Raw genomic sequence first — 25,007 nt, forward strand, 5'->3', positions numbered from 1 at the left:
TTATGTCCGAACAATACCCAAAAGAACGCATTAAAGTACCGCGATTCAATGAAGAATCGGGTTTTTACACTACACCACAGCGTTCCAAGATTATGGGAAAAATCCGGGGCAAGAACACCAAGCCAGAACTTGCCTTCAGAAAGGCGTTGTGGCAATATGGTTACCGCTACCGTATCGACTACAAAAAGCTCATAGGAAAGCCTGATATCGCCCTAAAAAAGTACAAGACCGTCATATTTATTGATGGCGAGTACTGGCACGGCTACAATTGGGAAGAACGCAAAGAAAAAATAAAGACCAATCGTGATTTCTGGATTCCAAAGATTGAACGCAACATGCAACGGGACGAAGAGGTGAATAAAGCTTTAAAAGAAAAAGGATACAAAGTATTCCGCTTTTGGGAAACGGAGGTTAAGAAAAACTTAGATGAATGTCTGGAAGAAGTACTAGACCATCTGGACAAAGTCAAAGTTGCTTTTTCACAATCTTGAAAACTTGCAACACATCATCCAAAGGCAATTCAAAATCCTGAAATTCCGGCGAGGTATTCAAATTATGGCATAAAAACGCCTTGTTTTCCCTATTGTACCCTGTAAGCTGTTTACAGATTATTCTATCCGCACAAACCAATACATAAGGTTGATTCCAATAGGTATCGTTATTGCGCGTCAATGATTCTTTTTTGATTTCCAATCCAAGCACGTAAGCCTTGTTCGGAATGGCGTCGGACGTACCATCATCCATGGAATCCCCCGAAACCTCAAATATGCGATGGGGTTCATCGGTCAAGAAATCAATAATAAAACCTCCTTGAAACGGATTGCTAAGATTTTCCTGTTGTATGCCCTCAATGTATTTTTGATGCCACTCCACCCATACCAATGGCGCCATTACCAAGTACTTCCCGTGTTCCAAGGGGTAAAAAACACTGCCGTGCTTGGTAAACGGTTGCCGTTTGGTGTAGGCCTCTCCCATATCGTTGACCTCGTGCATATAGAGTTCGGCAATGGTGAGTCCAAAATACTCGGCAATCTTGGTGAGGTTTTTAATGGGAATATTGGCATCCTTGCGTTCGTAGAGCTGAATGGTACGCAGACTAACCCCAATTTCTTCGCCCAATTGTGATTGGCTGAGATTATTTTTTCTTCTTAACTGCTTTATTATATACATTTATTTCTATATTGTGTAATATTTTTACGCAACACATGCTCAGCGCAGCAATTTATCTAGTTTTCTGTAATTGGGTTACAAGTCAAATATAGAAAATAGGATTTGACCCCGGCATATAATTATTTAAACCAAAGTTATATATGGGTTCTATTAAAGGCCTCGGGCCAATCATAAAAAAAGAAATAATCTTTAAAGAGGAAGATTATGGAAAGCCGATCAATGAAACGCTATCCGAAGTACTGCGAAGAAACACCTCCAAAAACGATTTTGCCAATATCGCCATACAGAGCAATGTAAGTTTTTCCACGATCAGAGATGTAGTCTACCGCACCAATAGTTTGACCAAATTAAACGCCAAGGCCATCTCTTTATTGATCCATGCCGCTTTTGAAAACTCCTTTGCCTACAAGCTGCAAGCTGAAGGTGATATTATGTATTTGGATAATCTACTTAAGCTCTAGCCGCAATAGCCAATCGGTTTGTTTATCCGTCCCAATATAGTAAGGATGTTCGCCGAACTTGATGAAGCCATGCCTTTGATAAAAACTGATGGCTTTGGGGTTGTGTTCCCATACCCCCAACCAAATATATTCCTTCCCTAAGTCTCTGGCCTTTGCTATAATTTGCTGTAGCATCCACGTGCCGACCTTTTTGCCTTGATGATCTCCCAGTACATAAATACGCTCAATTTCCAAAGCATTTGGGTCGTGTACATCGGTTTGGGCGGCTTCAATATTTAGCTTGAAATATCCTATCAGAGCTTCATCATCATAGACAAAATGGAAAAGACAATTTTCATTGGCAAGTTCTTCTGACAATTTATTTGGATGGAAAGCTTCCTCGATATACGATTGAAAATCCTCTGGGTCATTGTCCTTTTCAAAAGCAGCGGCAAAGGTACTCTTGGATATTTTGACCAAGGTTTCCAAATCAGCATTATCACATTCCCGAAGGTAAAGGGGCATCAAAATAGGTTTTGCTTAAAATTATCGCAAAAAAAAGAGCCTAACAAAATGTTGGCTCCATATTTTTCAGGGGGAAACTATTGATCTATAGCATAAAAAGCTTCTTGATCAAAAGCATAAAACCTGTGAAAAAATCGTTTCTGTAAACTTGAACATTTTCTTCCATCGTGGTGTTTGATTTTAGTGCCATGGTTTATTCGGTTTGTGGTGTTAATTTGGGTAAAAATTTCGATATAACCAAATATATACTCGATGAACGGTAATTTAAAACTATTGTTGTGTAATAGCCTTAATATGTTGTAAAAATGCCAAGGATATTTATTAAATATTCATTTCGGGAATCTCGCCTTCCACAACCAGCCTTCCTTCCGTAGCGCTCTTTATCTCTTCTACGGAAACACCTGGTGCTCTTTCCAACAATTTAAAGCCCTCTTCCGTAACCTCCAATACAGCAAGGTTGGTCACTATTTTGGTTACGCAACCCACGCCTGTCAAAGGCAAAGTACATCGCTTTAACAATTTTGATTTTCCAGCCCGGTTGGTATGCATCATCGCCACAATAATATTTTCTGCGGAGGCTACCAAGTCCATGGCGCCTCCCATGCCTTTTACCATCTTTCCAGGTATCTTCCAATTGGCGATATCCCCATTTTCGGCAACCTCCATTGCCCCCAATATGGTCAGGTCCACGTGTTGACCCCTAATCATTCCAAAACTCATTGCAGAATCAAAAAATGAGGCCCCTGGCAATGTGGTAATGGTCTGCTTTCCTGCATTTATAATGTCGGCATCCTCCTCCCCTTCAAAAGGAAAAGGCCCCATGCCCAATACTCCGTTCTCGCTCTGGAACTCCACACTGATATCGTCCCGTACAAAATTGGCCACCAAGGTAGGTATCCCAATACCCAGATTAACATAATATCCGTCCTTGACCTCTTTTGCGATGCGTTTTGCTATTCCGTTTTTATCTAACATATATTAATGTGTCAATTGAGTAATTGGACAATATGCCAATTACTTCTAGTTATATATTTCTTATTGAGGTCGAAATTATTTTGTTCAAAATTTTGATGATGTTAAACAATTCCGTCAATAACTTTTCAGCATTTGGATAATTTTTCAGTTCGTTGCACAAGAAAAGCCAAAACTCAGTTTCTTCAGCTTCCTTCTTAGCAATTTTCATCTTATGCACAAATCAGCCTTACTCTCCGCATTTTGGGCATCCTTAATATTTGCCCCTATGGATGTGCCTGACTTTAAAACTTGGTTTGCTACTACGAACTTTCGAATACTTTCAAGTTTTTCACCATACTCAACAATGTTTTTGGCAAATTCAAAGGATTTTACCAAAATAGTGTTGTCACTATACTTTTCACTAAAAATTATCATGTTGTTTTTCGTATAGACTACAATTAATTCAAACTTGTTGTGCATTTTGAAGGTTTCTTGTACCAAAAACGTCAATTCGAGTGAAATTCCAGAGGAATTTTGTATCGAGAATCGTTTTTGGGCTTGAAATTCTGGTTCTCGATACGACTTTTCAAAAGAAAAATCACTCGAACTGACAAGTTTCAATCAAAATGCACAACGGGTTAATTCAAACGAATTGATACATTGGCACATCGGCTTATTGTCTCATTCTCACCGTTCGCTGCTCAATTCTTTTCTCATACTTTTCCCCTTGAAAAATACGCTGTACAAATATGCCCGGAATATGGATTTCGTTGGGGTCCAAACTTCCGGCTGGCAATAATTCTTCCACCTCAGCTACGGTAATGGTCGCTGCTCCGCACATAGCAGGGTTGAAATTCCGTGCTGTCCCCCTAAAAATTAGGTTGCCTGCTTCGTCTCCTTTCCATGCCTTCACAAAAGCAAAATCGGCCTTAAATGCAGGTTCCAACACATACATTTTCCCATCAAATTCTCGCGTCTCTTTGCCTTCTGCCACTTCGGTTCCATAACCTGCAGGGGTATAAAAGGCAGGGAAACCAGCCTGGGCCGCCCTGCATTTCTCTGCCAAAGTACCTTGTGGGGTCAACTCCACTTCGAGTTCACCACTCAACATTTGACGTTCAAACTCATCATTTTCTCCCACGTAGGATGATATCATTTTTTTGATCTGATGCTTCTGTAAAAGGAGTCCTAAGCCAAAATCATCTACCCCTGCATTATTGGATATGCAGGTAATGTCCTTGATGCCCAAGCGCACCAATTCGTCAATGGCCTTCTCAGGTATTCCACATAGTCCAAATCCACCCAGCATAAAGGTCATACCGTCTTCCACACCCTTTAAAGCCTCTGTAACATTGGCAACTGTTTTCTTGATCATATGATTCGTATTTATATGCCCTGAAATTACGATTTAAATAAAAAAGCCCCAAGCAAATTAAGATATGCTTGGGGCTTTATTCTATAAAATAGATTTGTTCTAGAAATCCAAGTCGTCCAAGTCGTCTTCGGTATCAATCCTTTGTTCTTCTTGTTCTTCTTCCGTTTTAGAGCAATCAATATTAATGGATATTTCCTCGGGCACTTCAAAGGCTTCCTTGGAAACACCTATTTCCTCATTGGCATAATTCTTTTTCATGTACAGGGCCCAGATGGGCAATGCCATCGCCGCACCTTGTCCATATAACAAACGGTTAAAATGGATTGACCTATCTTCACCTCCTACCCATACGCCTGTAACCAAGTTGGGTACCATACCCATAAACCAACCGTCACTTTGGTTTTGTGTAGTTCCTGTTTTACCAGCAATTGGGTTGGTCAATTCATAAGGATATCCCGTTATTATTTCTTTATAAACGGTTTGGTTCTTGCCATAGGTATGTCTAAGCCTTCCCCCTGATCCGTATTGTGTAACACCTTCGAGTAGATTGACCATGGCATAAGCCACATCTTTACTGAGTACATCCTTTGTTTCTGGTGCGTATTCATAAAGTACGGTGCCGTTTTTATCCTCTATACGGGTAACCATTACAGGTTTTACGTATACTCCTTGGTTGGCAAAGGTTCCAAAGGCTCCCACCATTTCATATACACTTACATCTGGTGTACCCAATGCAATGGATGGCACTTCCGGGATTTCTTTTGTGATTCCCATACTTTTGGCTATGGAGGCTACCGAACCAGGGCCCACCCTATCAATTAGCTGTGCGGTAATGGTATTTACGGAATTGGCCAAGGCGCTTTTTAAAGACATATCATCTCCAGAGTAAGTTCCATCTGAATTCTTTGGGCACCATGCGGCCATATTTCCATGCTTGCCCGGCTCAATGCAGTATTGGTTATCTGGCAAAGTGTAACACGGCGAGTAACGCAATTGGTCAATAGCTGCTGCATACACAAATGGCTTGAACAAGGAACCGGCCTGTCTGGACCCTTGGATTACATTGTCATATTGAAAGTGCTTGTAATCTACACCGCCCACCCAAGCTTTTACGTGGCCAGTTTGCGGCTCCATGGACATCATAGCGGTACGGAGGAAGGTTTTGTAATACTTTATGGAGTCCATCGGTGTCATGATGGTGTCTTTTTCGTAGGAATCGCTGTTCCAATCAAAAACAGTCATTTCCGCCTTTTCATGAAAAGTAGCTTCGATGTCTTTTTCCGATAACCCTTCACGTTTAAGATGACGCCATCTGGGCGATCGTTTCATTGCTCGCTCCATAATGGTATCTATGGCTCCTTTGCTCAAATCCAAAAAGGGTGCGGTCGGGTTCCGGTCGGGCGTATTTTGATGAAAGAATTCGGCCTGCAAATTCATCATGTGTTCCTGAACCGCTTCTTCTGCATTTTGCTGCATTCTGGAATCTATTGTGGTGTAGACCTTTAACCCATCTAGATAAATATTATATTTTTCGCCATCTGGTTTTGGGTTTTCACGCACCCAATTGTTCAAATAGCGCTGCATGTACATTCTAAAATAAGTGGCCAATCCTTCTCTGTGGGATTCTGGGTTAAAATTGATTTTCATTTTCCTTCCTTGCAACGAATCCTTCATCTCTTCGGAGATGTATCCGTATTTCGCCATTTGTCCGAGAACGGTATTACGCCTGTTGAAGACCAATTCTTCACGTCGCATGGGATTGTAAAGCGATGAATTTTTGAGCATCCCCACCAAAACGGCAGATTCTTCCGTTTTTAAATCTGCGGGTTCCTTTCCGAAATAAATTCTGGATGCGGAACGAATACCATCTGCATTGTACCCAAAATCATAAATGTTAAGGTACATGGCTATAATTTCTTGCTTGGTGTAGTTACGCTCCAATCGCGTAGCAATGACCCATTCCTTGATTTTTTGTGTTACGGCCTCAAATAAGTTTCTAGATCTTACCCCTACAAAAAGTTGCCGTGCCAATTGTTGGGAAATGGTACTTGCACCGCCTTTGGTCCCCAAATAGGCCAAAGCCCTTGCAAATCCCCTGGCATCAATTCCGGAGTGGTCATAGTACCTTGCATCTTCGGTGGCCACCAAGGCATTTACTAGGTTTTGTGGCAGGGTCTCGTAATCTACCCATGTTCTGTTGTCATCCAAATAGAGTTTACCAAGGGTTTCGCCGTCTGATGAGATAAATTCTGTTGCCAAATTGGTTTCGGGATTCTCCAAACGTTCAAAGGTGGGCATTTCCCCGAAGACTCCCCAAGAGGCCAATTGAAAAATCAGGACAATGGAAAGTACTCCTGCCCCGAATAAAATCCAAAACCATTTAATGAAAGGAAAAAAATTCTGCTGTTGTTTTTTTTGACGCTTCTTTGCCATTATAATTTGGGTGCTTTTTCTATTTCCAAACCAACATCTGTTACTCCTTCTAAAATATGAAGGCCTTCCACATCGCCATTTTTTCGCATGGCGTGGGAGATATTTACTTTATATACGCCAGAATTCGGAAAATCGATCTTTTCCTTGTACCAAAGCTTGTTTTCCTTGACGCTTCCCATTCCTTTTCCGAGCCATTCACCACTGGGTTCGGCCATTTTATATTCCAACGTATCCTTAACGGTATTGCCGCTCGGATATTCTAACTCGGTAATCAAAAATAAATTGCTAAAGGCATAAGTATCTTCATTTCTGATGTTGATGAACATGTTGTAGGTTGCTGTGGAATCGAGTTCGGAAAACTGGAATTCAAGTTTTTGATCTATTTCCCATTTTCCTTCTTTGATGGGCTCATAGTCGGAGTACACCAACAACTCATTGCAGGATGATAGGGAAAGAACTGCAATCAGTAGAAACAAAAATTTACTTTGCATTGGGTGCTTTGGATTTTGGTTTTCTTCGCTTTTTCTTTCTTCGCTTTTTCTTGTTCGGTCTATCAAAACGGGTAAGGCTGTCCTGGCCCACAACATTTTCAAAAGTCGTTTTATCCTCCTCCACATTATCTGCGGCATATTCCTCTAAACTGGCCACTTTTTCATTTTTCTTGTTCCGCTCCAAAATCTCCAGTACTTGATCTTTGGAAAGCGTATGCCATGTAGCAGGTTCATCTTTGTAAGAGAACCATAGGGTCTCTTTAAAAATATCCGCTTTTTGGCAAAAAGCTATCCCTTTTTGGGTTTTGAGCTTACAATCGGAGGGTGGGAAATTCTTGAGTGCTTCCAAATACATATCAAGCTCGTAATTGAGGCAACACTTCAATTTACCGCATTGACCCGCCAATTTTTGAGGGTTCAAGGCCAATTGCTGGTAACGGGCGGATGCGGTGCTGACGGACCTAAAATCTGTCAACCACGTGGAACAGCAAAGTTCACGTCCGCATGAACCAATGCCTCCCAAACGCTGGGCTTCTTGTCGGTAGCCGATTTGTCGCATTTCAATACGAATACCGAAGGCTTTGGCCATATCCTTGATCAATTGCCTAAAATCCACCCGGTCTTCCGCGGTGTAGTAAAATGTAGCTTTGGAACCGTCTCCTTGGAATTCCACGTCGCTCAATTTCATTTCTAGCCTTAACGAGATGGCTATTTCTCGGGAACGTTTCTTTATTTCTTCTTCCCTGTCCCTGCATTTCTGCCAAATATCAATATCTCTTTGGGAAGCTTTTCTATAGATTTTGGGAATGGTTTTATCGTCTGGAGAAACTTTTTTGCGTTTCATTTGAATCCGCACCAGTTCCCCTGTCAAGGTTACCATACCGACATCGTGACCGGATTTGGCTTGGGTGGCCACCACATCTCCAATGGACAATGTGAGATTCTCCGTATTCCTGAAAAATTCCTTTCTACTGTTTTTAAAACGTACCTCAACACAATCAAAAGGTTTTTGACCGTTGGGCAACGACATATTGGAAAGCCAGTCAAAGACTGTTAGCTTGTTACAACCATCAGTGCCGCAAGTTCCATTGTTCTTGCAACCACGCGGTTGTCCATCCTTGCCGGTTGAACAACTGCTACACGCCATATTTAATATCTTGATTGAGGTGTCAACAAAACGTTGTCAGTTGGATTACAGTCACAAACTCCTTCATGCATTGAGAAATAAAAAACTCATCTCGACTGCGCTCGATGTGACATGAAATTTCTTCCTACCCGTTTAAACTACCTCAATAGGGTTCATAAAAATTACTTGTTGTAAATATAGTACAATTTGTGGCAGTAGTGAAATGCTACTTCTTGTATTTCAACACGGGAGAACGTCCTTTTTTGAATATTTTGTTGCTGGCTCCCTTGCCTTTGCGCAAACGTTTTTGTTCCTCGTAAGGCAATGCGTGTATTTCCTTGCAATCCGCAGAACAGCAATTGTTCATTGCCTCGGCACATTCATCGCATTGGATAAAAAGCAGGTGACAGGCTTCGTTGGCACAATTTACATGGGTGTCGCAAGCTTTGCCACATTGATGGCAATGCGCTATCACCTCATCGGAAATGCGTTCCCCCCTTCTGTGGTCAAAAACAAAGTTTTTGCCCATAAATTTATTTTCCAAGTTTCTATCGTTCACTTGTCGGGTGTACTCAATAATCCCGCCTTCCAGCTGGTACACATTTTTAAAGCCCTTGTGTTTGTAATAGGCACTGGCTTTTTCGCAGCGGATACCTCCGGTGCAGTACATGACCAATTTTTTGTCTTCTTTATGCTCGGCAAGGTCTTGTTCAATAATGTCCAAAGAATCACGAAAAGTATCTACATCGGGTGTGATGGCGTTTTTAAAATGCCCTATCTCGCTTTCGTAATGGTTGCGCATATCTACCAAAATGGTATTCTCGTCTTCAATGAGTTCATTGAACTGTTGGGCACCAACATGGATTCCTTTATTGGTAACATCAAAAGTGTTGTCGTTCAAGCCATCGGCTACAATCTTCTTGCGCACCTTCACTTTTAATTTTAAAAAGGATTTATTGTCCTGCTCAATGGCAATGTTCAATCGAACATTTTCCAAAAACGTGATGCTGTCCAAATGCTCCTTAAAAATATCGAAGTTTTCCGCAGGTACCGAAAGTTGTGCATTTATTCCTTCGTGGGCCACGTATATACGTCCCAGAACTTCCATATCGTTCCAAGCTAAGAAAAGATGGTTCCTCAGAATTTGAGGGTTCCCGATGTGTGCGTATTTATAGAAAGAGATGGTAAGCCGTTCTTTACCGGCCTCCTCAATAAGGGCTTCCCTTTCTTTTGCACTTAATGTGTTGTACAGTTGCATGCTATACCTTTATTAAGTTAAAGAATGGTTCTTAAAAAAATTAAATGCAAAGATAGAAATAATAAGGAAAGAAAATCAAAAGGGCCTGTTTGAAAAGGCCCCTTGATCCATTACTGCTTTTTCATAGCTGATTTTCTTTCTCCTAGCAACTGCGAGCTATAATTAGCTCTATATAGATGAGTTAGTACACTTAAGATGCATTGTTATTAAAAAGGTTGCGTGGGCTTTGTGGCATGTTGAAAGAAATGGTATTTTAGCTTTCCTAATAATTTTACCATGAGCAAAGAGAAAGAAGCAAAATTAAAAGCCCTAAAACTAACACTGGACAAACTGGACAAAACCTACGGCAAAGGTGCTGTTATGAAAATGGGCGACAGTGTTGTTGAAGATGTGGAGGCAATTCCTTCTGGCTCATTGGGATTGGATATTGCACTCGGCGTAGGAGGTTACCCAAGAGGACGGGTGATCGAAATCTACGGTCCGGAGTCTTCAGGTAAAACCACATTGACCCTGCACGCCATTGCCGAAGCGCAAAAGGCAGGCGGCATTGCAGCTTTTATTGACGCGGAACACGCCTTTGATCGTTTTTATGCCAAAAAGCTTGGGGTTGATATCGACAACTTGATCATATCCCAGCCCGATCACGGGGAACAGGCCTTGGAAATTACGGAAAACCTGATTCGTTCAGGTGCCATTGATATTGTGATCGTGGATTCTGTTGCGGCCCTTACACCCAAAAGTGAGATTGAAGGAGAAATGGGCGACTCCAAAATGGGTTTGCACGCTCGATTGATGTCTCAAGCGCTAAGAAAACTGACTTCAACCATCAGTAAAACAAAATGTACCGTAATCTTCATCAACCAATTAAGGGAAAAGATCGGGGTAATGTTCGGAAATCCAGAGACAACCACCGGTGGTAACGCCCTTAAGTTCTATGCATCCGTGCGATTGGATATTAGGCGTTCCACTCAGATCAAAAGTACCGAGGGGGATGTGCAGGGTAACAAAACAAGGGTGAAAGTGGTGAAGAACAAAGTAGCCCCTCCTTTCAAAACAGCGGAGTTCGACATTATGTATGGCGAAGGAATATCCAAAATCGGAGAGATTCTAGATTTGGGGGTTGCCTACGAAATTGTCAAGAAAAGTGGATCTTGGTTCAGTTATGGTGACACCAAATTGGGCCAAGGAAGAGATGCGGTAAAATCACTGCTGATGGATAATCCAGAACTATCCGATGAATTGGAAGGGAAAATCAGGGAAGCCATTTCGGCCTTAAGCGAATAACCCTTTCATCGATTTTTTAGGGAGATTAACTTTTAGTTGTGAAAATCCTACGCAACCCTTGTCTGTGCTGCACATCTAGGGAATAAAAAGGATTATTATGAAAAAAGTGCTGATGCCATTTATTTTGATTATGGCATGCTCGTTGTTCGTTTCTTGTGAAGTGGACGATGATTCCCCAAATTTTTACTTTACTGCCTTAAATACTGTTGAGGCCAAGATGCCAGAATCGTTCGAAGTTGGAAAAACTTACGATATTGAAGTAACTTACCAAAGACCTAATGGTTGTACCTTTTTTGAAGGTTTTGATGTATCGCAAACTGCGGAGACCGACCGCGATGTGGTAGTAGTGGGTTCTGTCCTAACCGACGAAGACCGTGCCTGCACAGAAGCGGTGGAAGAAGTTGTGGCCACACTCAAATTTAATGTGATTTACACAAAAGACTATGTCTTTCGATTTTATGCAGGTGATGATGATGAAGGGAATGCCACTTATCTGGAATATTCTGTTCCGATAGCGGAGGAGGCATCCACAAATTAGATAGCAACAATCCAGAATTGACCAACATTTGGATCTTGATGAACTGATACATAAATGTAAAAAGGGAAACCGACAGGCCCAAGCCGAACTGTACCGGAGATATTCCGGTATTCTTTTCGGTATGTGCCTCAAGTATTCCCAAAATAAAACGGAGGCGGAAGATAATCTGCACGACAGTTTTATGACCATTTTCGATAAAATCGATCAGTTTGGCTTCAAGGGTTCTTTTGAAGGTTGGATCAAACGCATAACCGTAAATACAGTACTTCAGAAATATAGGAAGGACCAATACCTCAACGTGATTTCGGAAAACCACGAAGATGAAATTGAGGTGGAAACAGATGATTCGGACATTAGTCTGTCCACGCTGCTGAGGTATATTCAAGAGCTGCCGCATAAATACAGGTTGACGTTCAACTTGTATGTATTGGATGGTTATAGTCATAAGGAAATCAGTGAGATGTTGGGGACATCCACTGGAACCTCAAAATCCAATTTGGCAAGGGCCAAGGCCATTTTGAGGGATAGAATAGAAAAAGCCAAAATAAACATTGCTTAATTAGATCAACGATGGGGAAAAAGAATTTAGAGCAATTGTTCAAGGAAAGCTTTCGAGACTTTCAGGAAGTTCCGGATGAAAGCGTCTGGAACTCCATTGAAGCTTCTTTGGACAAAAAGAAACAGAAAAAACGCGCCTTACCTATTTGGTGGAGCTTGGGCAGTGTTGCTGCCGCATTGGTCATTTTGATGATGATCATCAATCCATTTGCCGCAGAACCAGAAGAACAAATCATCACCGATAGGGAGAGCATTGACGTTCCCGAAGAACCTTACAATTCAAAAGAAGAGAAGAGCGAGGATTTTACCGACCCTTCAATCACTTTGGATAAGGAAGAAAGTTTGGTGAACAGTTCCAAAAAGAATAAGAACGCTGTACAGAACAACAATCAAAAATCGAAAAACACCTCAGAAGACGTTGTTATGTCAGCAGTTGCCGAAAACACTACTTCTACTTCGCAGAGGAATGGCTCTGTTGAAAATCGGCAAGCAAATAATAGCGCTTTGAGGGATTCCGAAATGCATCCTTCGGAAAAAGTTGGCGCAGAAAAAAGCAGTGCCATTGCGATGAATGATGGTGAAAACAAATCCGATCAGAAGCAGTCCGTTGCAAAAAAATCAGTGGAAAACGATCAGATTGCTCAAAATGCCGAGGAGCAAGATGGGGAAGTTGAGAAAAAATCCATTTATGATGCAATTATCGAACAAGATGAACTAGAGGAAGCTGTTGCAACAAGCGGTAGCGAAAAATGGTCGATAGGCCCATCCTTGGCCCCTGTGTATTTTAATGCCGCCGGCGATGGTTCTCCTGTTAGTTCGGATTTTGCTTCCAACTCAAAGTCAGGAACGGTGAATTTAAGCTATGGGCTTACAGTAGCTTATGACGTTGGTAAAAAGCTGAAAATCCGTTCTGGAGTGCACCGCGTGAATTATGGGTACAATACCGATAATGTTGTTTTTTCTTCAGTTCTGCGCGCCGCTTCCACGGATAAGCTGGCCAATATTGATTACAACTCAAACGCCTCGACCATTGTAGTGGAAAGTAAAGACAGCCCAAAAAATACTGCTGCTTTCAACTCCAAGGAAATCGCCTTAGCCGATGCACCTTCTTTAGATGGAAGAATGGTTCAGCAATTGGGCTATATTGAAATTCCCTTGGAGTTAAATTATGCTGTTTTGGATAAAAAGTTCGGTGTTGAACTTATTGGAGGTGTAAGTTCATTGTTCCTGGTGGACAATGCTGTACTATTGGAGTCCAACGAACTGATTACTGAAATGGGCGAGGCAAACAACATTAATTCATTAAACTTTAGTGCCAATTTGGGCATGGGGCTAAATTATCGGTTCAGTCCCAAGATAAGAGTCAATATAGAACCTGTTTTCAAATACCAGCTGAACACTTTCTCAAATGTTTCCGGTAGTTTTCAGCCTTATTCCATTGGCGTTTATAGTGGATTTAGCTTTAGGTTCTAGTATAAAGAAGTTGGTTAGGAAGATTGCTCCTTTAAGCAATCAATTGAGCGCTCTATTAAAATGGAGCGCTTTTTTACATTAAAAAGTATTCTAAAATTTTTCTTACTTTAGGACTTAACGCTAACCAACTTATTGATTCTGTGAAAACTGAGAAGTTCGAAGACATCCTTGTCTACTTTTCCAAATCACTTATGGGAAAGGAAAACGAAGAGGATATCCTTTGGGATGTAGCGAAAAATTGCATCTCCAAATTGGGTTTTGTGGATTGTGTAATCTATTTGGTGGACGACAATCAAAGCATACTGGTGCAAAAAGCCGCATACGGACCAAAAAGCCCAAAAGACCGAACCATCTATAATCCTGTGGAAATAACTATTGGCGAAGGTATAACCGGAACCGTAGCAAAAACAGGGAAGCCGGAGTTGGTAATGGACACCTCGCAAGATTCCCGTTATATAATTGATGATGACACCAGACTTTCGGAAATCTGTGTGCCCATTGCTTATGAAGAGCAACTTTATGGGGTAATTGATTGCGAACACCCGAAAAAGGGTTTTTTTACAGAACGTCATCTTAAAATGCTCTTGGCCATAGCGTCCATTTGCGCTATAAAAGTTAAAAGTGTCAGGGCCAATACTGCACTTCTTGAAAAACAGCACAAGCTATTTCAACTAAAAGAGGAGATGTTGGAGCTAAAATTAAAAACCCTGAACTCTCAGCTCAATCCCCATTTTGTGTTCAATTCTTTAAATGCGATACAATATTTTATAACCACTCAGAACACCAAGTTCGCCTTGGATTATTTTTCCACCTTCAGCAGGCTTGTACGCTTCTACTTAAAGCTGCTGGGAAAAGACACTGTTTCGCTATACAACGAAATAGATATGTTGCATTGGTATCTTAAACTTCAAAAGTTGAGGTACGATGATTCTTTTGAATATTCCATTTCCATAGAAAAGAAAGACGGTAGCCTCAAAGAAATTGTAATCCCCTCGTTTGTGATACTTCTTGTTTTCGAAAACATCGTGGAGCAATCCAGCATCAACAAAGTGGTTGACCAACACTTCAATGTTGACATCAAAACAACTGAAAAGAATGTGGTTCTAGAAATCCAATATCAATCTAAAAGTGGAGACCACACCGATCATCCTAAAAATGATTATCGCAATGAAATTATGAAATGGGAAGACCAAGTGGAATTGCTCAATACCGTAAAAGGATACAACATTGTGCATAATACCATCGGTAGCTCTAACAACGGGATGCATACTAAAAGTATACTTCTAGAGCTTCCAAATCTTGCCTAGAAAGGTGTTTTCAACAATTCAAACCAAATCCTTCAGAATAACTTCCCTGACTTCTTCCCTTAAAGTAGAAGTGTCCGATGCGCTTAAAATACCCGTCTCAAAAAACTCGTGCACCTTGGCCCTGATTCGTCCAGGCCCGCCACTGAAAAAAGTAAAGGAAAAGCGTTTTTTATTGTCTAAAAAAGTCATCGGAACCACAGGAATCTTATGGGCAATGGCCATTTTAAAGGCCCCATCCTTGAACTTGTCCAAAACAATGTCCTCTTCGGGAACGCCCCCTTCGGGAAAAATACAAATACTCAAGCCTTGATCCAACCTTCTTTTGGCCCTTCGATAAACACCCGTTCTGCTTTTAACACTGTCCCGGTCCACCAAAATGCACACTCTTTTGTAAAAAAAACCAAAAATGGGGATACTGGTCAACTCCATTTTCCCCACAAATACAAAAGGGTTTCTACTTATATGAAGCATCAACATAATATCCAGCATACTGGTATGGTTGGCCACCAGCATGTAACTCTTTTCTTTCTGCATAGGCTGTTCACGAATAACTTTAGGGAAGCAGCCCATTCCATACAAAATGGGGCGAGCCCAAAAATTTCGAGCGAGCCAGAAAAATTGGGGATAGGTTTTTTCAGAAATAGTGAGAATGAGCAAAAACGGAAAAAACAAAAGAATGGGAACGGTAACCAAAATATAGAACCAAACCCTATATAATACATGTCCCACATTTTTGATTAGTCCGAGCATGTGTCAAAAGTAAAGTATTTCCATATTTTACACTTTGAAGACATCTTTTCTTTAAGAAAACAAGTCTCTTTTTTTATAAGTGCGGGATGCTTACTTTTACGAGCAAAAATTTAGCATGGCCCGAATTCTGACCGGAATACAAAGTACAGGAACCCCACACTTGGGAAATATATTGGGAGCAATTGCACCTGCCATAGAAATGGCAGAGGACCCAAAGAACGATTCCTTTCTCTTTATTGCCGATATGCACTCGCTTACCCAAATCAAAAATGGGGAGCTGCTACGGAACAATACTTACGCCATTGCAGCCGCTTGGCTCGCCTTTGGCCTTGATATTGAAAAAACCGTTTTTTATAGACAGAGCGACATTCCACAGACCGCAGAATTGGCCTGGTACCTGAGCTGCTTTTTTCCTTACCAACGACTTACATTGGCCCACTCCTTTAAGGATAAGGCCGATAGGCTGGAAGATGTTAACGCAGGCTTGTTCAGCTATCCTATGCTTATGGCCGCCGATATATTGTTGTATGATGCGGATATTGTTCCCGTGGGAAAAGATCAGCTACAGCATTTGGAAATGACGCGTGATGTAGCCTCCCGCTTTCACAACCAAATGGGCGAAACTTTTGTGATGCCCGAAGCCAAAGTGCACGAGCAAACCATGTACGTACCAGGAACCGATGGTGAAAAAATGAGCAAAAGCCGTGGCAACCTCATCAATTTGTTCCAAACGGATAAAAAACTGCGCAAACAGATCATGGGTATTGTTACGGACAGCACACCGATGGAAGAGCCGAAAGACCCAAGCAAGGATAATGTATTTGCCTTGTACAAACTTTTGGCTTCTCCTGAACAGATTGAAGAAATGAGTGCCAACTACTTGGCAGGAAATTACGGTTACGGGCACGCCAAGCAAGCATTGTACGATCTCATTTTGAAAAAATTTGAAGAGCCTCGGGAAAAATTCGAATACTATATGAACCATAAAAACGAAGTGGACGAAGCTTTGGCATTTGGTGCAGAAAAAGCGCGTAAAGTGGCCGATAATGTATTGGGGCGCGTTCGTGAAAAGTTGGGTTACTAGCTTTTTATCGGAAATCGGGGGCAATAACCTGTTATCTTAAGATTAGCTCAGTGAATAAAAACGCTGGATTTTGTGTTAAACACTATCCAACTCCCGATTTGTTGTGGCAAGTTCCCGTTAAACTACACCCAAAAACAGAGTGACTGTTCTGTTATCATCCGTCTCGATGAAAGGTGGTTTTCAGATGCTTCAATTCGTTTAGTTGTACAATTTAATGGATAAGTAACATCTTGTCACTCTGAATCAGAGCAAAGCGAAAATGAAGAATCTCTGGACTAACGACAACATTCAGGACACTTCGCTATACTCAGTATGACGTTTCGCTTATACAGTACCGCTGCTGTCATTCTGAGGTGGAGTTTACGGAACCGAAGAATCTTCCTTGACCATTTTCTTTACATACTTCACTTCGTTCAGTATGACAATTCATGTAAAAAGAAATCCATCTTCTAAAAAATCCAAGTTTGGGTTAACGGACTTTGTCAAGTTTAGTTTTTTAGCCCTAACCCAGCCTTTAATTTCCATTTCACGTGCAATAGCTTCTTGTATCCAGTCATATTCTTCATTGTAAAGCAAGTGCTTGCACCGATATTTTGCTGCAAAGGTCTTCTTTCCTTGCTCAATGTTGTCATTATGCTCAACTAATCTTTTGGTCAAATTATTCGTTACACCAGTATATAAAACGGTTTTGTTTTTATTCGTCAAAATGTAGACAAAATACTTATCCATCATTTATTTAATTTAATTCCAGATACTTCGCTACGCTCAGTATGACATTTAACATATGCAGTGCAACGGGTGTCATTCTGAATCTGAGTAACACGAAGATGAAGAATCCCTAGATTAATTGTGTTGTTGAGATACTTCGCTACGCTCAGGGACCAGATATCCTTTACCCATTATCCTTACCATCCAAGAATCGAACAATCCAATAATCCAAATCGCCTTCGACTTGCCCTTGGACAAGCTCAGGGCGACACTCAGGCTGACAGTTCGAAATGACGCCGCAACAAGCCTTTACTGCCTACTGCCTATTGAACCACTGCCAACTGAACCTACACCGCCTCGAACATTTTACCGGGCAGTGGACGGATAACGCCCTTCATTTCCATGTTCAGCAAAGTGGAAGAAGCCTTAAAAATTGGCAAATTACACTCTAAAGCCACGGTATCCAGTAATTGTTTGCCGTTCAACCGCAGGTACGAGTAGATTGACTGTTCTGTTTCATCCAACTCGACGAACAGCTGTTTTTGTACCGTTTTTTCCCGCTTTTTCTCCTCAATCTCCCATCCCAACAAGTAAATCAGCTCTGCTGCGGAGATCAATAAATGTGCCTTTTGAAACTTGATGAGGTCGTTACAGCCCTTGCTCCATTTATCAGTAGCCCTACCTGGAACAGCAAACACTTCACGATGATATCCGTGGGCCAAATCTGCAGTGACCAGACTGCCGCCTTTTTCTGCCGACTCGATTACGATGGTCGCTTCACTGATTCCAGCAATAATACGGTTGCGTTTGAGGAAATTCTCGCGGTTGGGTTGGCTAGTGCTCCAAAACTCGGTCATAAAACCGCCGTTCTCTTCTATTTTGTGTCGGTATTTTTCGTGTACCTTCGGATAAATTTGATTAAGCCCGTGTGCCATACAGGCAATGGTCTGCAATCCGTGGTCCATCGCGGCCTTTTGAATGGCAATATCTACCCCGTAGGCCAATCCACTTACTATAACAGGGTTTAATGGGGCCAATTCTTTTATAAATTGATTACAAAACGAAGTTCCGTAGTTGGTTACGTTCCTTGTACCGACGACACTGATGATTTTTTGATGTTCTAGGTCGATGTTGCCCCGCTGGAACAATAAAATAGGGCCATCCAAGCAATGCTTTAAACGGGAGGGATAGTCATCATCCATAAAATAGGAGATGGTAATGTCCTCTTTGGACAAAAACTCAAACTCTTTTTGGGCCTCGGCAAGATGAACGGGGTCGAACAAGCCCTTCAACGTCATCTTACCAATACCGTCAATTTTTAAAAGATGGTGCAGTTTGTCCTCAAAAACAGCTGTTGGACATCCGCAATGGGCAATTAATTTTTTGCCGTCACATCCCCGATATTGGGAATATTTTGCAGCCGTAAAGCCGCAATAATTTCAGGTTCAGTCATTTGATTTGGGCGTCAAAGTTGTCCACAAAATACAGCTTTTCAAATGTTAATAAAAAGTTATCCGGCATATTTTGTACTGTCCCTTTTTTTGCAATATTTGTGCTTATGCGGATTGATTCATACATAGAAAAACTCTTGTTCGATTATAACTGTGTCGTAGTGCCTGGTTTTGGTGCTTTTTTAGCACATGGGAAATCCGCAGAAATTGATAGGGCCACCAATACTTTATTGCCACCGAGCAAGGCAATTTCTTTTAATGCCCAGCTTTCCAAGAATGACGGCTTATTGGTTTCCCATATTTCCAAAGAAAAGAATTTGGGGTATGAAGATATACTTCAGGAAGTTGAAAATATTGCCCAAAATTGGAAAGATAGACTGGCTCAAGGTGAAAGTATCGAACTTTATGGGATTGGTAAACTTTGGCACAATAGCGAGCAACGTATACAGTTCCAACCTGAAGAAAAAATCAACTTTCTGACATCATCCTTCGGTCTTTCCTCCTTTGCTGCAACGCCCATTCAGCGCGAGATAATCAAAGAAGAGGTGGAAGAACTGGAAGAACGCATTCCGTTTATCATCACCCCTGAAAAAAGAGAGCAATCTTCGTTTAGACCTTGGTTAAAGTATGCCGCTGTTTTTTTATTGGCCGTTTCTTTAGGAGTAACTTCTTATCGTACCTATGGTGACCTTCAACAAAAGGAGGTGGCAGCCCGGCAAGATGCCCAGCAAGAGGTTTCGCGCTTAATCCAAGAAGCTACTTTTTTTGAAAGCGCTCCATTGGAATTGCCTGCCATCAACATTAAGGTGACCAAAAAACAATTGGGCAAGCACCACGTGATCGCAGGTGCTTTCCGTGAAGAGGAAAACGCCGACAAGAAAGTGACCCAACTCCAAGACAAGGGGTATAATGCATTTTACCTGGGTGTAAACAAATATGGGCTGCACCAAGTGGCCTACGATAGTTTTGACGACCCCAAGGAAGCACTTGCCTTTTTGAGAAAGGTAAAAGTCGAAGATTCAAGGGATGCGTGGATGCTTTCCGAGAAATAATAGTTCCGCTTTCCTTTAAAAGCATTCCACACTTCAATATCTTTGCGCAAAATTTAAGGTATGCGCGCTAAAACTCCTAGTGAATCCCGCACGGTAATGACCGATTTGGTGTTGCCCAGTGAAACCAACCCCCTCAACAATCTTTTTGGTGGGGAACTATTGGCTCGTATGGACCGAGCCGCCAGCATTGCTGCACGTAGACACAGCCGAAGAATTACGGTGACCGCTTCGGTAAACCACGTAGCTTTTAATAGTGCCGTACCGCTTGGTAGTGTTGTAACCGTGGAAGCAGCGGTTTCTAGGGCTTTTAATACTTCGATGGAAATATTTATCGATGTTTGGATAGAGGACCGCTTTACCGGGGAGCGTACCAAGGCCAATGAGGCCATTTATACCTTTGTTGCTGTAGATGATACCGGAAAACCCACGGAAGTACCGCCGCTGGAGCCTGAAACCAATTTAGAAAAGGAGCGTTATGCCGCTGCTCTTCGCAGAAAACAGTTGAGTTTGGTGCTTGCGGGAAAAATGAAGCCCGAAAACGCCACGGAACTCAAGGCGCTGTTTACTTCTTAGGAATCTGCCACTATGCAATGAACACGATAGCTGTGGAATGAAAATCGTACCTTTACTATAACAAATACAAAAACAGTATGGCAACCCTGGATTTAAGACAAAGTGTACTGGAATACGTCAAGAAGGCCGACCATAGGTTCTTGAGACTCGTGAAAGCCATGGCCGACAACTACAATGACGATGACGACGAACGCATCAGTTTGGAGCAATATAACAAAGAATTGGACGAATCCATTGCCCAAATAGAGAAGGGGGAGCTATACTCTCATGAGGAAATGGGAGAGCACATCAAAAAATGGGCAGAAAAATAATCTGGACACACAAGGCTGAAGCTGACTTGAACCAGGCCTTTTTATCTCTGCTGGAAGAATCAAAATCCATTGAAACTTCGTCAAGGATCATTACAGAAATCTATGTTTCCACCGCTATATTGGCAACCAATCCGGAAATCTATAAAGTAGATACGCTAAAGCACAACAATACTGGAAATGTCAGGGCGTATGAGAAACACCGATATCGAATCTCCTATCTTATTGAGGAAAATACAGTCTATATTTTGAGGGTCAGGTATGCCAGAAAAGAGCCTTTGGCATTCTAATTTGGAAAAATCCCGTGGCAAAAACCATCCTAAGAGACTGCCAATTGTAAGAAATTAAAAGCCAAAATTGTCTGGGTCCGGCCCAAACCGCTTGCCCTTTTCCAATCCATCGAGCAATTCAACATCTTCTTCCGATAATTCAAAATCGAAAAGGTCGGAATTCGCAACGATGCGTTCTTTTTTGGATGATTTTGGTATGGTGACCACTCCTTTTTGAAGGTCCCATCGCAAAACAATCTGGGCGATGGTCTTATTGTATTTTGATGCCATATCCTTCATAATGTCCAAATCAAAGATATTGCCCTGCATCAGCGGGGACCACGCCTCGTATTGGATTCCTTTGCTATTGCAGAAATCAATCAAATCCTGCTGCACCAAATAAGGATGAAACTCCATTTGGTTCACCATAGGTACAATCTCCGCCGAAGTCAATAAGTCTTCTAAATGATGTTGTAAAAAATTGCTCACGCCTATAGCTCGCACTCTTTTCTCCTTGTACAACTTTTCGAGAGCCTTCCAGGTTTCTTTGGATAGTTCTCCTTTGGGCCAATGCACCAGATACAAGTCCAGATAATCGGTTTCCAAGCGTTTCAAACTGGCATCAAAGGCTTTTAGCGTGGCATCGTATCCCTGGTCGGAGTTCCAAACCTTACTGGTTAAAAAAACATCCTTTCGGTCCACGTCGCTTTCACGAATTCCCGTGCCAACTCCTTCTTCGTTATCATAAATTGCAGCGGTATCAATATGTCTGTAGCCGTGGTTCAATGCCGCTTTTACCGCGTTGATCACTTCGCTTCCATCTTCGGATTGATAAACACCCAATCCAAAATAGGGCATCTGGACCCCATTGTGCAATGCAAAGGAGCCTTGTAAATCTGTTATTTTCTTCATAATGTTAGAGTTGATATATCCAATCTTCGGGGTTCAGGCGATTGGAGTCCTTATAAAGATAAAACTTCAATTTGGTGGTGCCGTCCAACCGATTGGTATTAATCTCGCCCAAAACATCTTTGACCGCGACCCTGTCCCCTTTTTTTACGTACAGATTGGACAAATTATAGTACGTACTGATGTAATTACCGTGTTTTATTTGCACCCCTTTATTTCCGCCCGGAACGGATAAAATGGCTATGACTTCCCCTTCGAAAATGGCCCTAGCTTTGCTCCCAGCATCCGTAGTTATGGTAACTCCGTTGTTTCGGTGTTTTATGCCAGGATATAATTTGTCCGCGTACACCCCATATCCTTGGCTTTTCACCCCTTTTTCCACGGGCCAAATAAGTCTTCCTTTGTTGGAAGAGAAATTGTCGGCCAATAATTTGGCCTCGGGAGTCAACGAAAAAGTTGCACTGCTCATGGACTTGCCCGAGCTTTTGTTGGAGCTGGCTATGGCACTTTTGATCATTCTTTCTATCTCACGATCAATTTTACGGGCCTCTTTCTGCTTTTCTGCGATAGCCGCGGTGTATTTCGCCTCATTTTGTTTGATGCTCGTTAGAAGGCTTCGTTGCGATTCGATTTCTTTGGAAAGTTCCTCCTTTGCCCTTTGATTCTCTGCAATCAATTGATCCTTTTCTTTACGCTGGCGAACCAAGTCTTGATTCAAAGTTTTTAGTTCTTCGGTTTTTTTGACGATGCCCTCACCCTGCTTTTTCCGATGCTTCGCATATTGCTGCATATACTGAAGCCTTTTAAACGCCTGAAAGAAATTTTCCGCAGACAACAGAAACATCAATCGGCTGTTTTGGGATTTATTTTGATAGGTTTTTTGAATTAATTCGGCATAATCCTCCTTTAATATTTTTAAATCCTCCCGAAGCTTACTAATGTTTCGGATGTTGACATTAATCTGTCTGTTTAGCAAATTGGACTGCTGGTTGGTGACTCGTATCAGCTCTTGTCGGACATTGATTTTATTGTCCAAGGCTTCCATTTGGTCCAAAACAGAACCCTTTTCCTTCCGTTCAGCAAAGAGCAATCTGTTGATTTCCTTGATTTCTTGTTGTAACCGTTCCCGTTTGGCCTCCAACACTTTCTGTTCACTTGTTTGAGCATGGGATTCAACTGAAGTGAACAATATAACCATCAGAAAATAAGCATAATATGCAACTTTACCGTCCATATTACTTTAATGTAATTTTATTGTATCCTCTGGGTACTTCATAAGGAAAACTAATAGGTTTGTTGAGTTCCAAATTACGAAAATTCAAATCTATGGTAGTCAAACCTCCTGCTTCCTCGGCTGTAATCTTTACATCTTCAGGCAACACATTTCCAGAAATATCCTGATAGGTATATCTAGCCTGGAGCTGTCTTGCTTTTTCTGGTTGGGATATTTCCTGAGACGCTATTTTAAAGTTTTTCGGTTCCAGTTGGAACAGAATTTTAAAGAACTCCTGCGCATTTTTTGGCTTTAATTGATAATTACCATTATACACTTCCGTATTGAACTTTTCTTTTCGTAAATCCAAAACGGCGTTTCCAAGAATCAGGTTTTGTACTTTTTCAAAATCAAGTTCGGTCCCGAGCAATTCGCTCAAGTAACTGAAGTCGCCATCAAAATATTCGTTTTGAAGTTTGTTATAAAAGGAAACCTTATTGGGGGTAATATGGGCTTTGACCACACCTAAGGGTGCACTCATCCAAATCACCTTGTCCTTTTCCATACGGAGGCTTACGTTTACGCCCTGGGAATCGTCGCCATTGGCATAATCGATTTTGACCCTGCCCCTTAGGGTTTTAAATTTAGGCTGATTGGAGTAATGGGCATTGATTATATTCTTTGCTGATAATTTAGAGTCCACCTCCCCCCCTGTAACGGACTTGGTACTCTTGCAAGCCCCAAGGGTGAGAAGCAACGCGATCATCACGGTAATTGTATTAATATTTTTATGTAAGTGCATTATAATCCTGAATTGATCTTGTTCAAATATTCATTTGCCTTTTGGGGGTTCCCAATCTTGGAATACCCTTCGTAAAGCTGCTTGTATATTTTATTCTTCAAATTTTCATTATCCAGTAGATAATCGAGTCCGCTTTCTAAAACCGCTATGCCCTTGTTCGGATTTCCTGTGTTGTTCAAAGCTGTTCCGTAAGCGTAATAAAAAAAAGGTTGTAATGGATAGGAATCCAGCGCTTCCCGAGATCCATCCAACAGTGATTTGTAGTCAGCTGCTGCTATGAATCCCTCCATTTGCGCCTTTAATTGGGCAAATGGGTCATTCTGGCTCTCCTCTTTTTGAACCACAGGGGCTATTTCAGGTTTCTTATCCTTTTGTAGCGAATCATTTATTTTTCTGTTCAATTCCGATTTTAGTTGGGAATTTTCCAAATCATCCAGCACTTTTGAGGCTTCGTCATATTTCTTCATTTTGAACAAAGAGACGGCCATATTCTGCTGAAGCTTTTTGTTCTCGTATGGTATGCGTTGCTTTACGGTTTCAACCGGACTTCCTTGCTTATGCAATATGGTAAGTAAATTATCCAAATACCAATAATCGGTTGGTTCCGATAGTAGTGCGTCAATAGCATAATCTTGTGCCTGCACATATTTTTTATCGAGCATATAGGCTTTGGCCAGTTCGTAGTCCACCACACTATTCTCAGGTTCCAATTGCTTGCATTTAAGCAGCAAATCCACCGCCCTATCGTAATTCTGGATACCTTTTTGTTTTAAGGCTTCAAAGAAATTTTCTTGAAACTCATCGGTATATTCTTCGAGGTAGACCTCGGCACTTTCCTGTTCTTCTTGGGCATAGGTACTGTAATGCATCACCATTGATGCTCCCAAAACCGTCCAAACAAGAAGTTTCCTTTTCATATTAACATCCCTAAGCCCCCATCAAACCAAAAATCTCTT

General features: G+C 41.6%; 26 protein-coding genes and 2 pseudogenes. 12 read left to right on the plus strand and 16 right to left on the minus strand.

The annotated features are described in order from the left end of the window. The first annotated feature begins 2 nt into the window (after window positions 1–2). The gene (locus J4E06_RS07830) at window positions 3–491 is read left to right on the plus strand and encodes a very short patch repair endonuclease (protein ID WP_349523477.1); all 489 of its coding nucleotides are present in this window, start codon (window positions 3–5) and stop codon (window positions 489–491) included. Here J4E06_RS07830 and J4E06_RS07835 read toward each other — a convergent pair. After that, window positions 466–1,170, minus strand: coding sequence for a helix-turn-helix domain-containing protein (locus J4E06_RS07835; RefSeq protein WP_349523478.1), 705 nt, complete (start codon window positions 1,168–1,170; stop codon window positions 466–468). The genes J4E06_RS07830 and J4E06_RS07835 overlap by 26 nt on opposite strands. A gap of 140 nt (window positions 1,171–1,310) precedes the next feature. Here J4E06_RS07835 and J4E06_RS07840 point away from each other — a divergent pair, with 140 nt between their 5' ends. Continuing rightward, entirely contained in the window at window positions 1,311–1,631 is a 321-nt protein-coding gene (locus tag J4E06_RS07840) for a hypothetical protein (RefSeq protein ID WP_349523479.1), read from the plus strand. Here the strand turns inward: J4E06_RS07840 and J4E06_RS07845 are convergent. From J4E06_RS07845 to trhO, 8 genes and pseudogenes are all read right to left on the minus strand, one after another. Beyond that, window positions 1,617–2,135 (minus strand): GNAT family N-acetyltransferase, encoded by a 519-nt coding sequence (locus J4E06_RS07845; RefSeq protein ID WP_349523480.1) that lies wholly within the window; start codon window positions 2,133–2,135, stop codon window positions 1,617–1,619. The genes J4E06_RS07840 and J4E06_RS07845 overlap by 15 nt on opposite strands. Window positions 2,136–2,456: 321 nt before the next feature. Continuing rightward, window positions 2,457–3,110, minus strand: coding sequence for a CoA transferase subunit B (locus tag J4E06_RS07850; protein ID WP_349523481.1), 654 nt, complete (start codon window positions 3,108–3,110; stop codon window positions 2,457–2,459). A 49-nt stretch (window positions 3,111–3,159) separates the two neighbouring features. Then, window positions 3,160–3,569: pseudogene (locus J4E06_RS07855) on the minus strand (four helix bundle protein). A 193-nt stretch (window positions 3,570–3,762) separates the two neighbouring features. Continuing rightward, the gene (locus J4E06_RS07860) at window positions 3,763–4,464 is read right to left on the minus strand and encodes a CoA transferase subunit A (protein WP_349523482.1); all 702 of its coding nucleotides are present in this window, start codon (window positions 4,462–4,464) and stop codon (window positions 3,763–3,765) included. A 99-nt stretch (window positions 4,465–4,563) separates the two neighbouring features. Further along, window positions 4,564–6,897, minus strand: coding sequence for a penicillin-binding protein 1A (locus J4E06_RS07865; RefSeq protein ID WP_349523483.1), 2,334 nt, complete (start codon window positions 6,895–6,897; stop codon window positions 4,564–4,566). Then, entirely contained in the window at window positions 6,897–7,388 is a 492-nt protein-coding gene (locus J4E06_RS07870; RefSeq protein ID WP_349523484.1) for a gliding motility lipoprotein GldH, read from the minus strand. The genes J4E06_RS07865 and J4E06_RS07870 overlap by 1 nt, the downstream gene beginning before the upstream one ends. Further along, complete coding sequence (locus J4E06_RS07875; RefSeq protein WP_349523485.1) at window positions 7,378–8,535, minus strand: PSP1 domain-containing protein; 1,158 nt, start codon at window positions 8,533–8,535, stop codon at window positions 7,378–7,380. The genes J4E06_RS07870 and J4E06_RS07875 overlap by 11 nt, the downstream gene beginning before the upstream one ends. Window positions 8,536–8,740: 205 nt before the next feature. Then, the gene (gene trhO, locus J4E06_RS07880) at window positions 8,741–9,772 is read right to left on the minus strand and encodes an oxygen-dependent tRNA uridine(34) hydroxylase TrhO (protein ID WP_349523486.1); all 1,032 of its coding nucleotides are present in this window, start codon (window positions 9,770–9,772) and stop codon (window positions 8,741–8,743) included. 276 nt (window positions 9,773–10,048) lie between these two features. On the opposite strand from trhO, the gene recA reads away from it, so the two are divergent. The 5 genes from recA (at window position 10,049) to J4E06_RS07905 (ending at window position 14,932) form a co-directional block, all read left to right on the plus strand. Further along, window positions 10,049–11,056 carry a recombinase RecA gene (recA, locus tag J4E06_RS07885; protein ID WP_349523487.1) on the plus strand — a complete coding sequence of 336 codons (1,008 nt, stop codon included), beginning with the start codon at window positions 10,049–10,051 and terminating at the stop codon, window positions 11,054–11,056. A 97-nt stretch (window positions 11,057–11,153) separates the two neighbouring features. Further along, window positions 11,154–11,594: a hypothetical protein gene (locus J4E06_RS07890; RefSeq protein WP_349523488.1), complete on the plus strand. Its 441-nt coding sequence runs from the start codon at window positions 11,154–11,156 to the stop codon at window positions 11,592–11,594. A gap of 28 nt (window positions 11,595–11,622) precedes the next feature. Then, window positions 11,623–12,153: an RNA polymerase sigma factor gene (locus tag J4E06_RS07895; protein WP_349523489.1), complete on the plus strand. Its 531-nt coding sequence runs from the start codon at window positions 11,623–11,625 to the stop codon at window positions 12,151–12,153. 11 nt (window positions 12,154–12,164) lie between these two features. Then, window positions 12,165–13,625, plus strand: a complete 1,461-nt coding sequence (locus tag J4E06_RS07900) for an outer membrane beta-barrel protein (protein ID WP_349523490.1) — start codon at window positions 12,165–12,167, stop codon at window positions 13,623–13,625. Between the two features lie 140 nt (window positions 13,626–13,765). After that, the gene (locus tag J4E06_RS07905; RefSeq protein ID WP_349523491.1) at window positions 13,766–14,932 is read left to right on the plus strand and encodes a histidine kinase; all 1,167 of its coding nucleotides are present in this window, start codon (window positions 13,766–13,768) and stop codon (window positions 14,930–14,932) included. A gap of 18 nt (window positions 14,933–14,950) precedes the next feature. On the opposite strand, the gene J4E06_RS07910 is transcribed toward J4E06_RS07905, so the two are convergent. Next, window positions 14,951–15,682 (minus strand): lysophospholipid acyltransferase family protein, encoded by a 732-nt coding sequence (locus J4E06_RS07910; protein WP_349523492.1) that lies wholly within the window; start codon window positions 15,680–15,682, stop codon window positions 14,951–14,953. 115 nt (window positions 15,683–15,797) lie between these two features. Here J4E06_RS07910 and trpS point away from each other — a divergent pair, with 115 nt between their 5' ends. Continuing rightward, a complete protein-coding gene (gene trpS / locus J4E06_RS07915) occupies window positions 15,798–16,766 on the plus strand; it encodes a tryptophan--tRNA ligase (protein ID WP_349523493.1) in 969 nt (322 codons plus the stop codon). Window positions 16,767–17,192: 426 nt separating this feature from the next. On the opposite strand, the gene J4E06_RS07920 is transcribed toward trpS, so the two are convergent. Together J4E06_RS07920 and dprA are read right to left on the minus strand one after the other, a co-directional pair. Continuing rightward, window positions 17,193–17,498, minus strand: coding sequence for a GIY-YIG nuclease family protein (locus J4E06_RS07920; protein ID WP_349523494.1), 306 nt, complete (start codon window positions 17,496–17,498; stop codon window positions 17,193–17,195). Between the two features lie 323 nt (window positions 17,499–17,821). Continuing rightward, window positions 17,822–18,927 (minus strand): annotated as a pseudogene (dprA, locus tag J4E06_RS07925) (DNA-processing protein DprA). A 105-nt stretch (window positions 18,928–19,032) separates the two neighbouring features. Between dprA and J4E06_RS07930 the strand changes: the two are divergent. From J4E06_RS07930 to J4E06_RS07945, 4 genes are all read left to right on the plus strand, one after another. Further along, entirely contained in the window at window positions 19,033–19,977 is a 945-nt protein-coding gene (locus tag J4E06_RS07930) for an HU domain-containing protein (protein ID WP_349523495.1), read from the plus strand. A 60-nt stretch (window positions 19,978–20,037) separates the two neighbouring features. Beyond that, window positions 20,038–20,550 carry an acyl-CoA thioesterase gene (locus J4E06_RS07935; RefSeq protein ID WP_349523496.1) on the plus strand — a complete coding sequence of 171 codons (513 nt, stop codon included), beginning with the start codon at window positions 20,038–20,040 and terminating at the stop codon, window positions 20,548–20,550. Window positions 20,551–20,627: 77 nt separating this feature from the next. Continuing rightward, the gene (locus J4E06_RS07940) at window positions 20,628–20,861 is read left to right on the plus strand and encodes a hypothetical protein (protein WP_349523497.1); all 234 of its coding nucleotides are present in this window, start codon (window positions 20,628–20,630) and stop codon (window positions 20,859–20,861) included. After that, window positions 20,846–21,148, plus strand: coding sequence for a type II toxin-antitoxin system RelE/ParE family toxin (locus J4E06_RS07945; protein ID WP_349523498.1), 303 nt, complete (start codon window positions 20,846–20,848; stop codon window positions 21,146–21,148). The genes J4E06_RS07940 and J4E06_RS07945 overlap by 16 nt, the downstream gene beginning before the upstream one ends. 54 nt (window positions 21,149–21,202) lie before the next feature. Here J4E06_RS07945 and J4E06_RS07950 read toward each other — a convergent pair whose 3' ends face one another. From J4E06_RS07950 to J4E06_RS07965, 4 genes are read right to left on the minus strand one after another with little or no spacing between them, the layout of a single operon-like run. After that, window positions 21,203–22,039 (minus strand): aldo/keto reductase, encoded by an 837-nt coding sequence (locus tag J4E06_RS07950; protein ID WP_349523499.1) that lies wholly within the window; start codon window positions 22,037–22,039, stop codon window positions 21,203–21,205. Between the two features lie 4 nt (window positions 22,040–22,043). Further along, on the minus strand, window positions 22,044–23,270 hold the full coding sequence (locus J4E06_RS07955) for a murein hydrolase activator EnvC family protein (RefSeq protein ID WP_349523500.1): 1,227 nt from the start codon (window positions 23,268–23,270) through the stop codon (window positions 22,044–22,046). Between the two features lies 1 nt (window position 23,271). Next, window positions 23,272–24,051 carry a lipoprotein insertase outer membrane protein LolB1 gene (lolB1, locus tag J4E06_RS07960; protein WP_502877343.1) on the minus strand — a complete coding sequence of 260 codons (780 nt, stop codon included), beginning with the start codon at window positions 24,049–24,051 and terminating at the stop codon, window positions 23,272–23,274. After that, window positions 24,051–24,968, minus strand: coding sequence for a tetratricopeptide repeat protein (locus J4E06_RS07965; RefSeq protein ID WP_349523502.1), 918 nt, complete (start codon window positions 24,966–24,968; stop codon window positions 24,051–24,053). The genes lolB1 and J4E06_RS07965 overlap by 1 nt, the downstream gene beginning before the upstream one ends. Window positions 24,969–25,007: the final 39 nt, after the last annotated feature.

The organism is Allomuricauda sp. NFXS6 (assembly GCF_040148835.1).
Lineage (GTDB): Bacteria > Bacteroidota > Bacteroidia > Flavobacteriales > Flavobacteriaceae > Flagellimonas.

Bases quoted from the DNA above. Each gene is read 5' to 3' on its own strand.
- J4E06_RS07900 (WP_349523490.1), top strand. From the start codon at position 12,165: ATGGGGAAAAAGAATTTAGAGCAATTGTTCAAGGAAAGCTTTCGAGAC.
- J4E06_RS07950 (WP_349523499.1), bottom strand. From the start codon at position 22,039: ATGAAGAAAATAACAGATTTACAAGGCTCCTTTGCATTGCACAATGGG.
- J4E06_RS07955 (WP_349523500.1), bottom strand. From the start codon at position 23,270: ATGGACGGTAAAGTTGCATATTATGCTTATTTTCTGATGGTTATATTG.
- J4E06_RS07840 (WP_349523479.1), top strand. From the start codon at position 1,311: ATGGGTTCTATTAAAGGCCTCGGGCCAATCATAAAAAAAGAAATAATC.
- J4E06_RS07865 (WP_349523483.1), bottom strand. From the start codon at position 6,897: ATGGCAAAGAAGCGTCAAAAAAAACAACAGCAGAATTTTTTTCCTTTC.
- recA (WP_349523487.1), top strand. From the start codon at position 10,049: ATGAGCAAAGAGAAAGAAGCAAAATTAAAAGCCCTAAAACTAACACTG.
- J4E06_RS07930 (WP_349523495.1), top strand. From the start codon at position 19,033: ATGCGGATTGATTCATACATAGAAAAACTCTTGTTCGATTATAACTGT.
- J4E06_RS07875 (WP_349523485.1), bottom strand. From the start codon at position 8,535: ATGGCGTGTAGCAGTTGTTCAACCGGCAAGGATGGACAACCGCGTGGT.
- J4E06_RS07920 (WP_349523494.1), bottom strand. From the start codon at position 17,498: ATGATGGATAAGTATTTTGTCTACATTTTGACGAATAAAAACAAAACC.
- J4E06_RS07870 (WP_349523484.1), bottom strand. From the start codon at position 7,388: ATGCAAAGTAAATTTTTGTTTCTACTGATTGCAGTTCTTTCCCTATCA.
- J4E06_RS07945 (WP_349523498.1), top strand. From the start codon at position 20,846: ATGGGCAGAAAAATAATCTGGACACACAAGGCTGAAGCTGACTTGAAC.
- J4E06_RS07830 (WP_349523477.1), top strand. From the start codon at position 3: ATGTCCGAACAATACCCAAAAGAACGCATTAAAGTACCGCGATTCAAT.
- trhO (WP_349523486.1), bottom strand. From the start codon at position 9,772: ATGCAACTGTACAACACATTAAGTGCAAAAGAAAGGGAAGCCCTTATT.
- J4E06_RS07935 (WP_349523496.1), top strand. From the start codon at position 20,038: ATGCGCGCTAAAACTCCTAGTGAATCCCGCACGGTAATGACCGATTTG.
- lolB1 (WP_502877343.1), bottom strand. From the start codon at position 24,051: ATGCACTTACATAAAAATATTAATACAATTACCGTGATGATCGCGTTG.
- J4E06_RS07845 (WP_349523480.1), bottom strand. From the start codon at position 2,135: ATGCCCCTTTACCTTCGGGAATGTGATAATGCTGATTTGGAAACCTTG.
- trpS (WP_349523493.1), top strand. From the start codon at position 15,798: ATGGCCCGAATTCTGACCGGAATACAAAGTACAGGAACCCCACACTTG.
- J4E06_RS07890 (WP_349523488.1), top strand. From the start codon at position 11,154: ATGAAAAAAGTGCTGATGCCATTTATTTTGATTATGGCATGCTCGTTG.
- J4E06_RS07860 (WP_349523482.1), bottom strand. From the start codon at position 4,464: ATGATCAAGAAAACAGTTGCCAATGTTACAGAGGCTTTAAAGGGTGTG.
- J4E06_RS07940 (WP_349523497.1), top strand. From the start codon at position 20,628: ATGGCAACCCTGGATTTAAGACAAAGTGTACTGGAATACGTCAAGAAG.
- J4E06_RS07850 (WP_349523481.1), bottom strand. From the start codon at position 3,110: ATGTTAGATAAAAACGGAATAGCAAAACGCATCGCAAAAGAGGTCAAG.
- J4E06_RS07835 (WP_349523478.1), bottom strand. From the start codon at position 1,170: ATGTATATAATAAAGCAGTTAAGAAGAAAAAATAATCTCAGCCAATCA.
- J4E06_RS07910 (WP_349523492.1), bottom strand. From the start codon at position 15,682: ATGCTCGGACTAATCAAAAATGTGGGACATGTATTATATAGGGTTTGG.
- J4E06_RS07965 (WP_349523502.1), bottom strand. From the start codon at position 24,968: ATGAAAAGGAAACTTCTTGTTTGGACGGTTTTGGGAGCATCAATGGTG.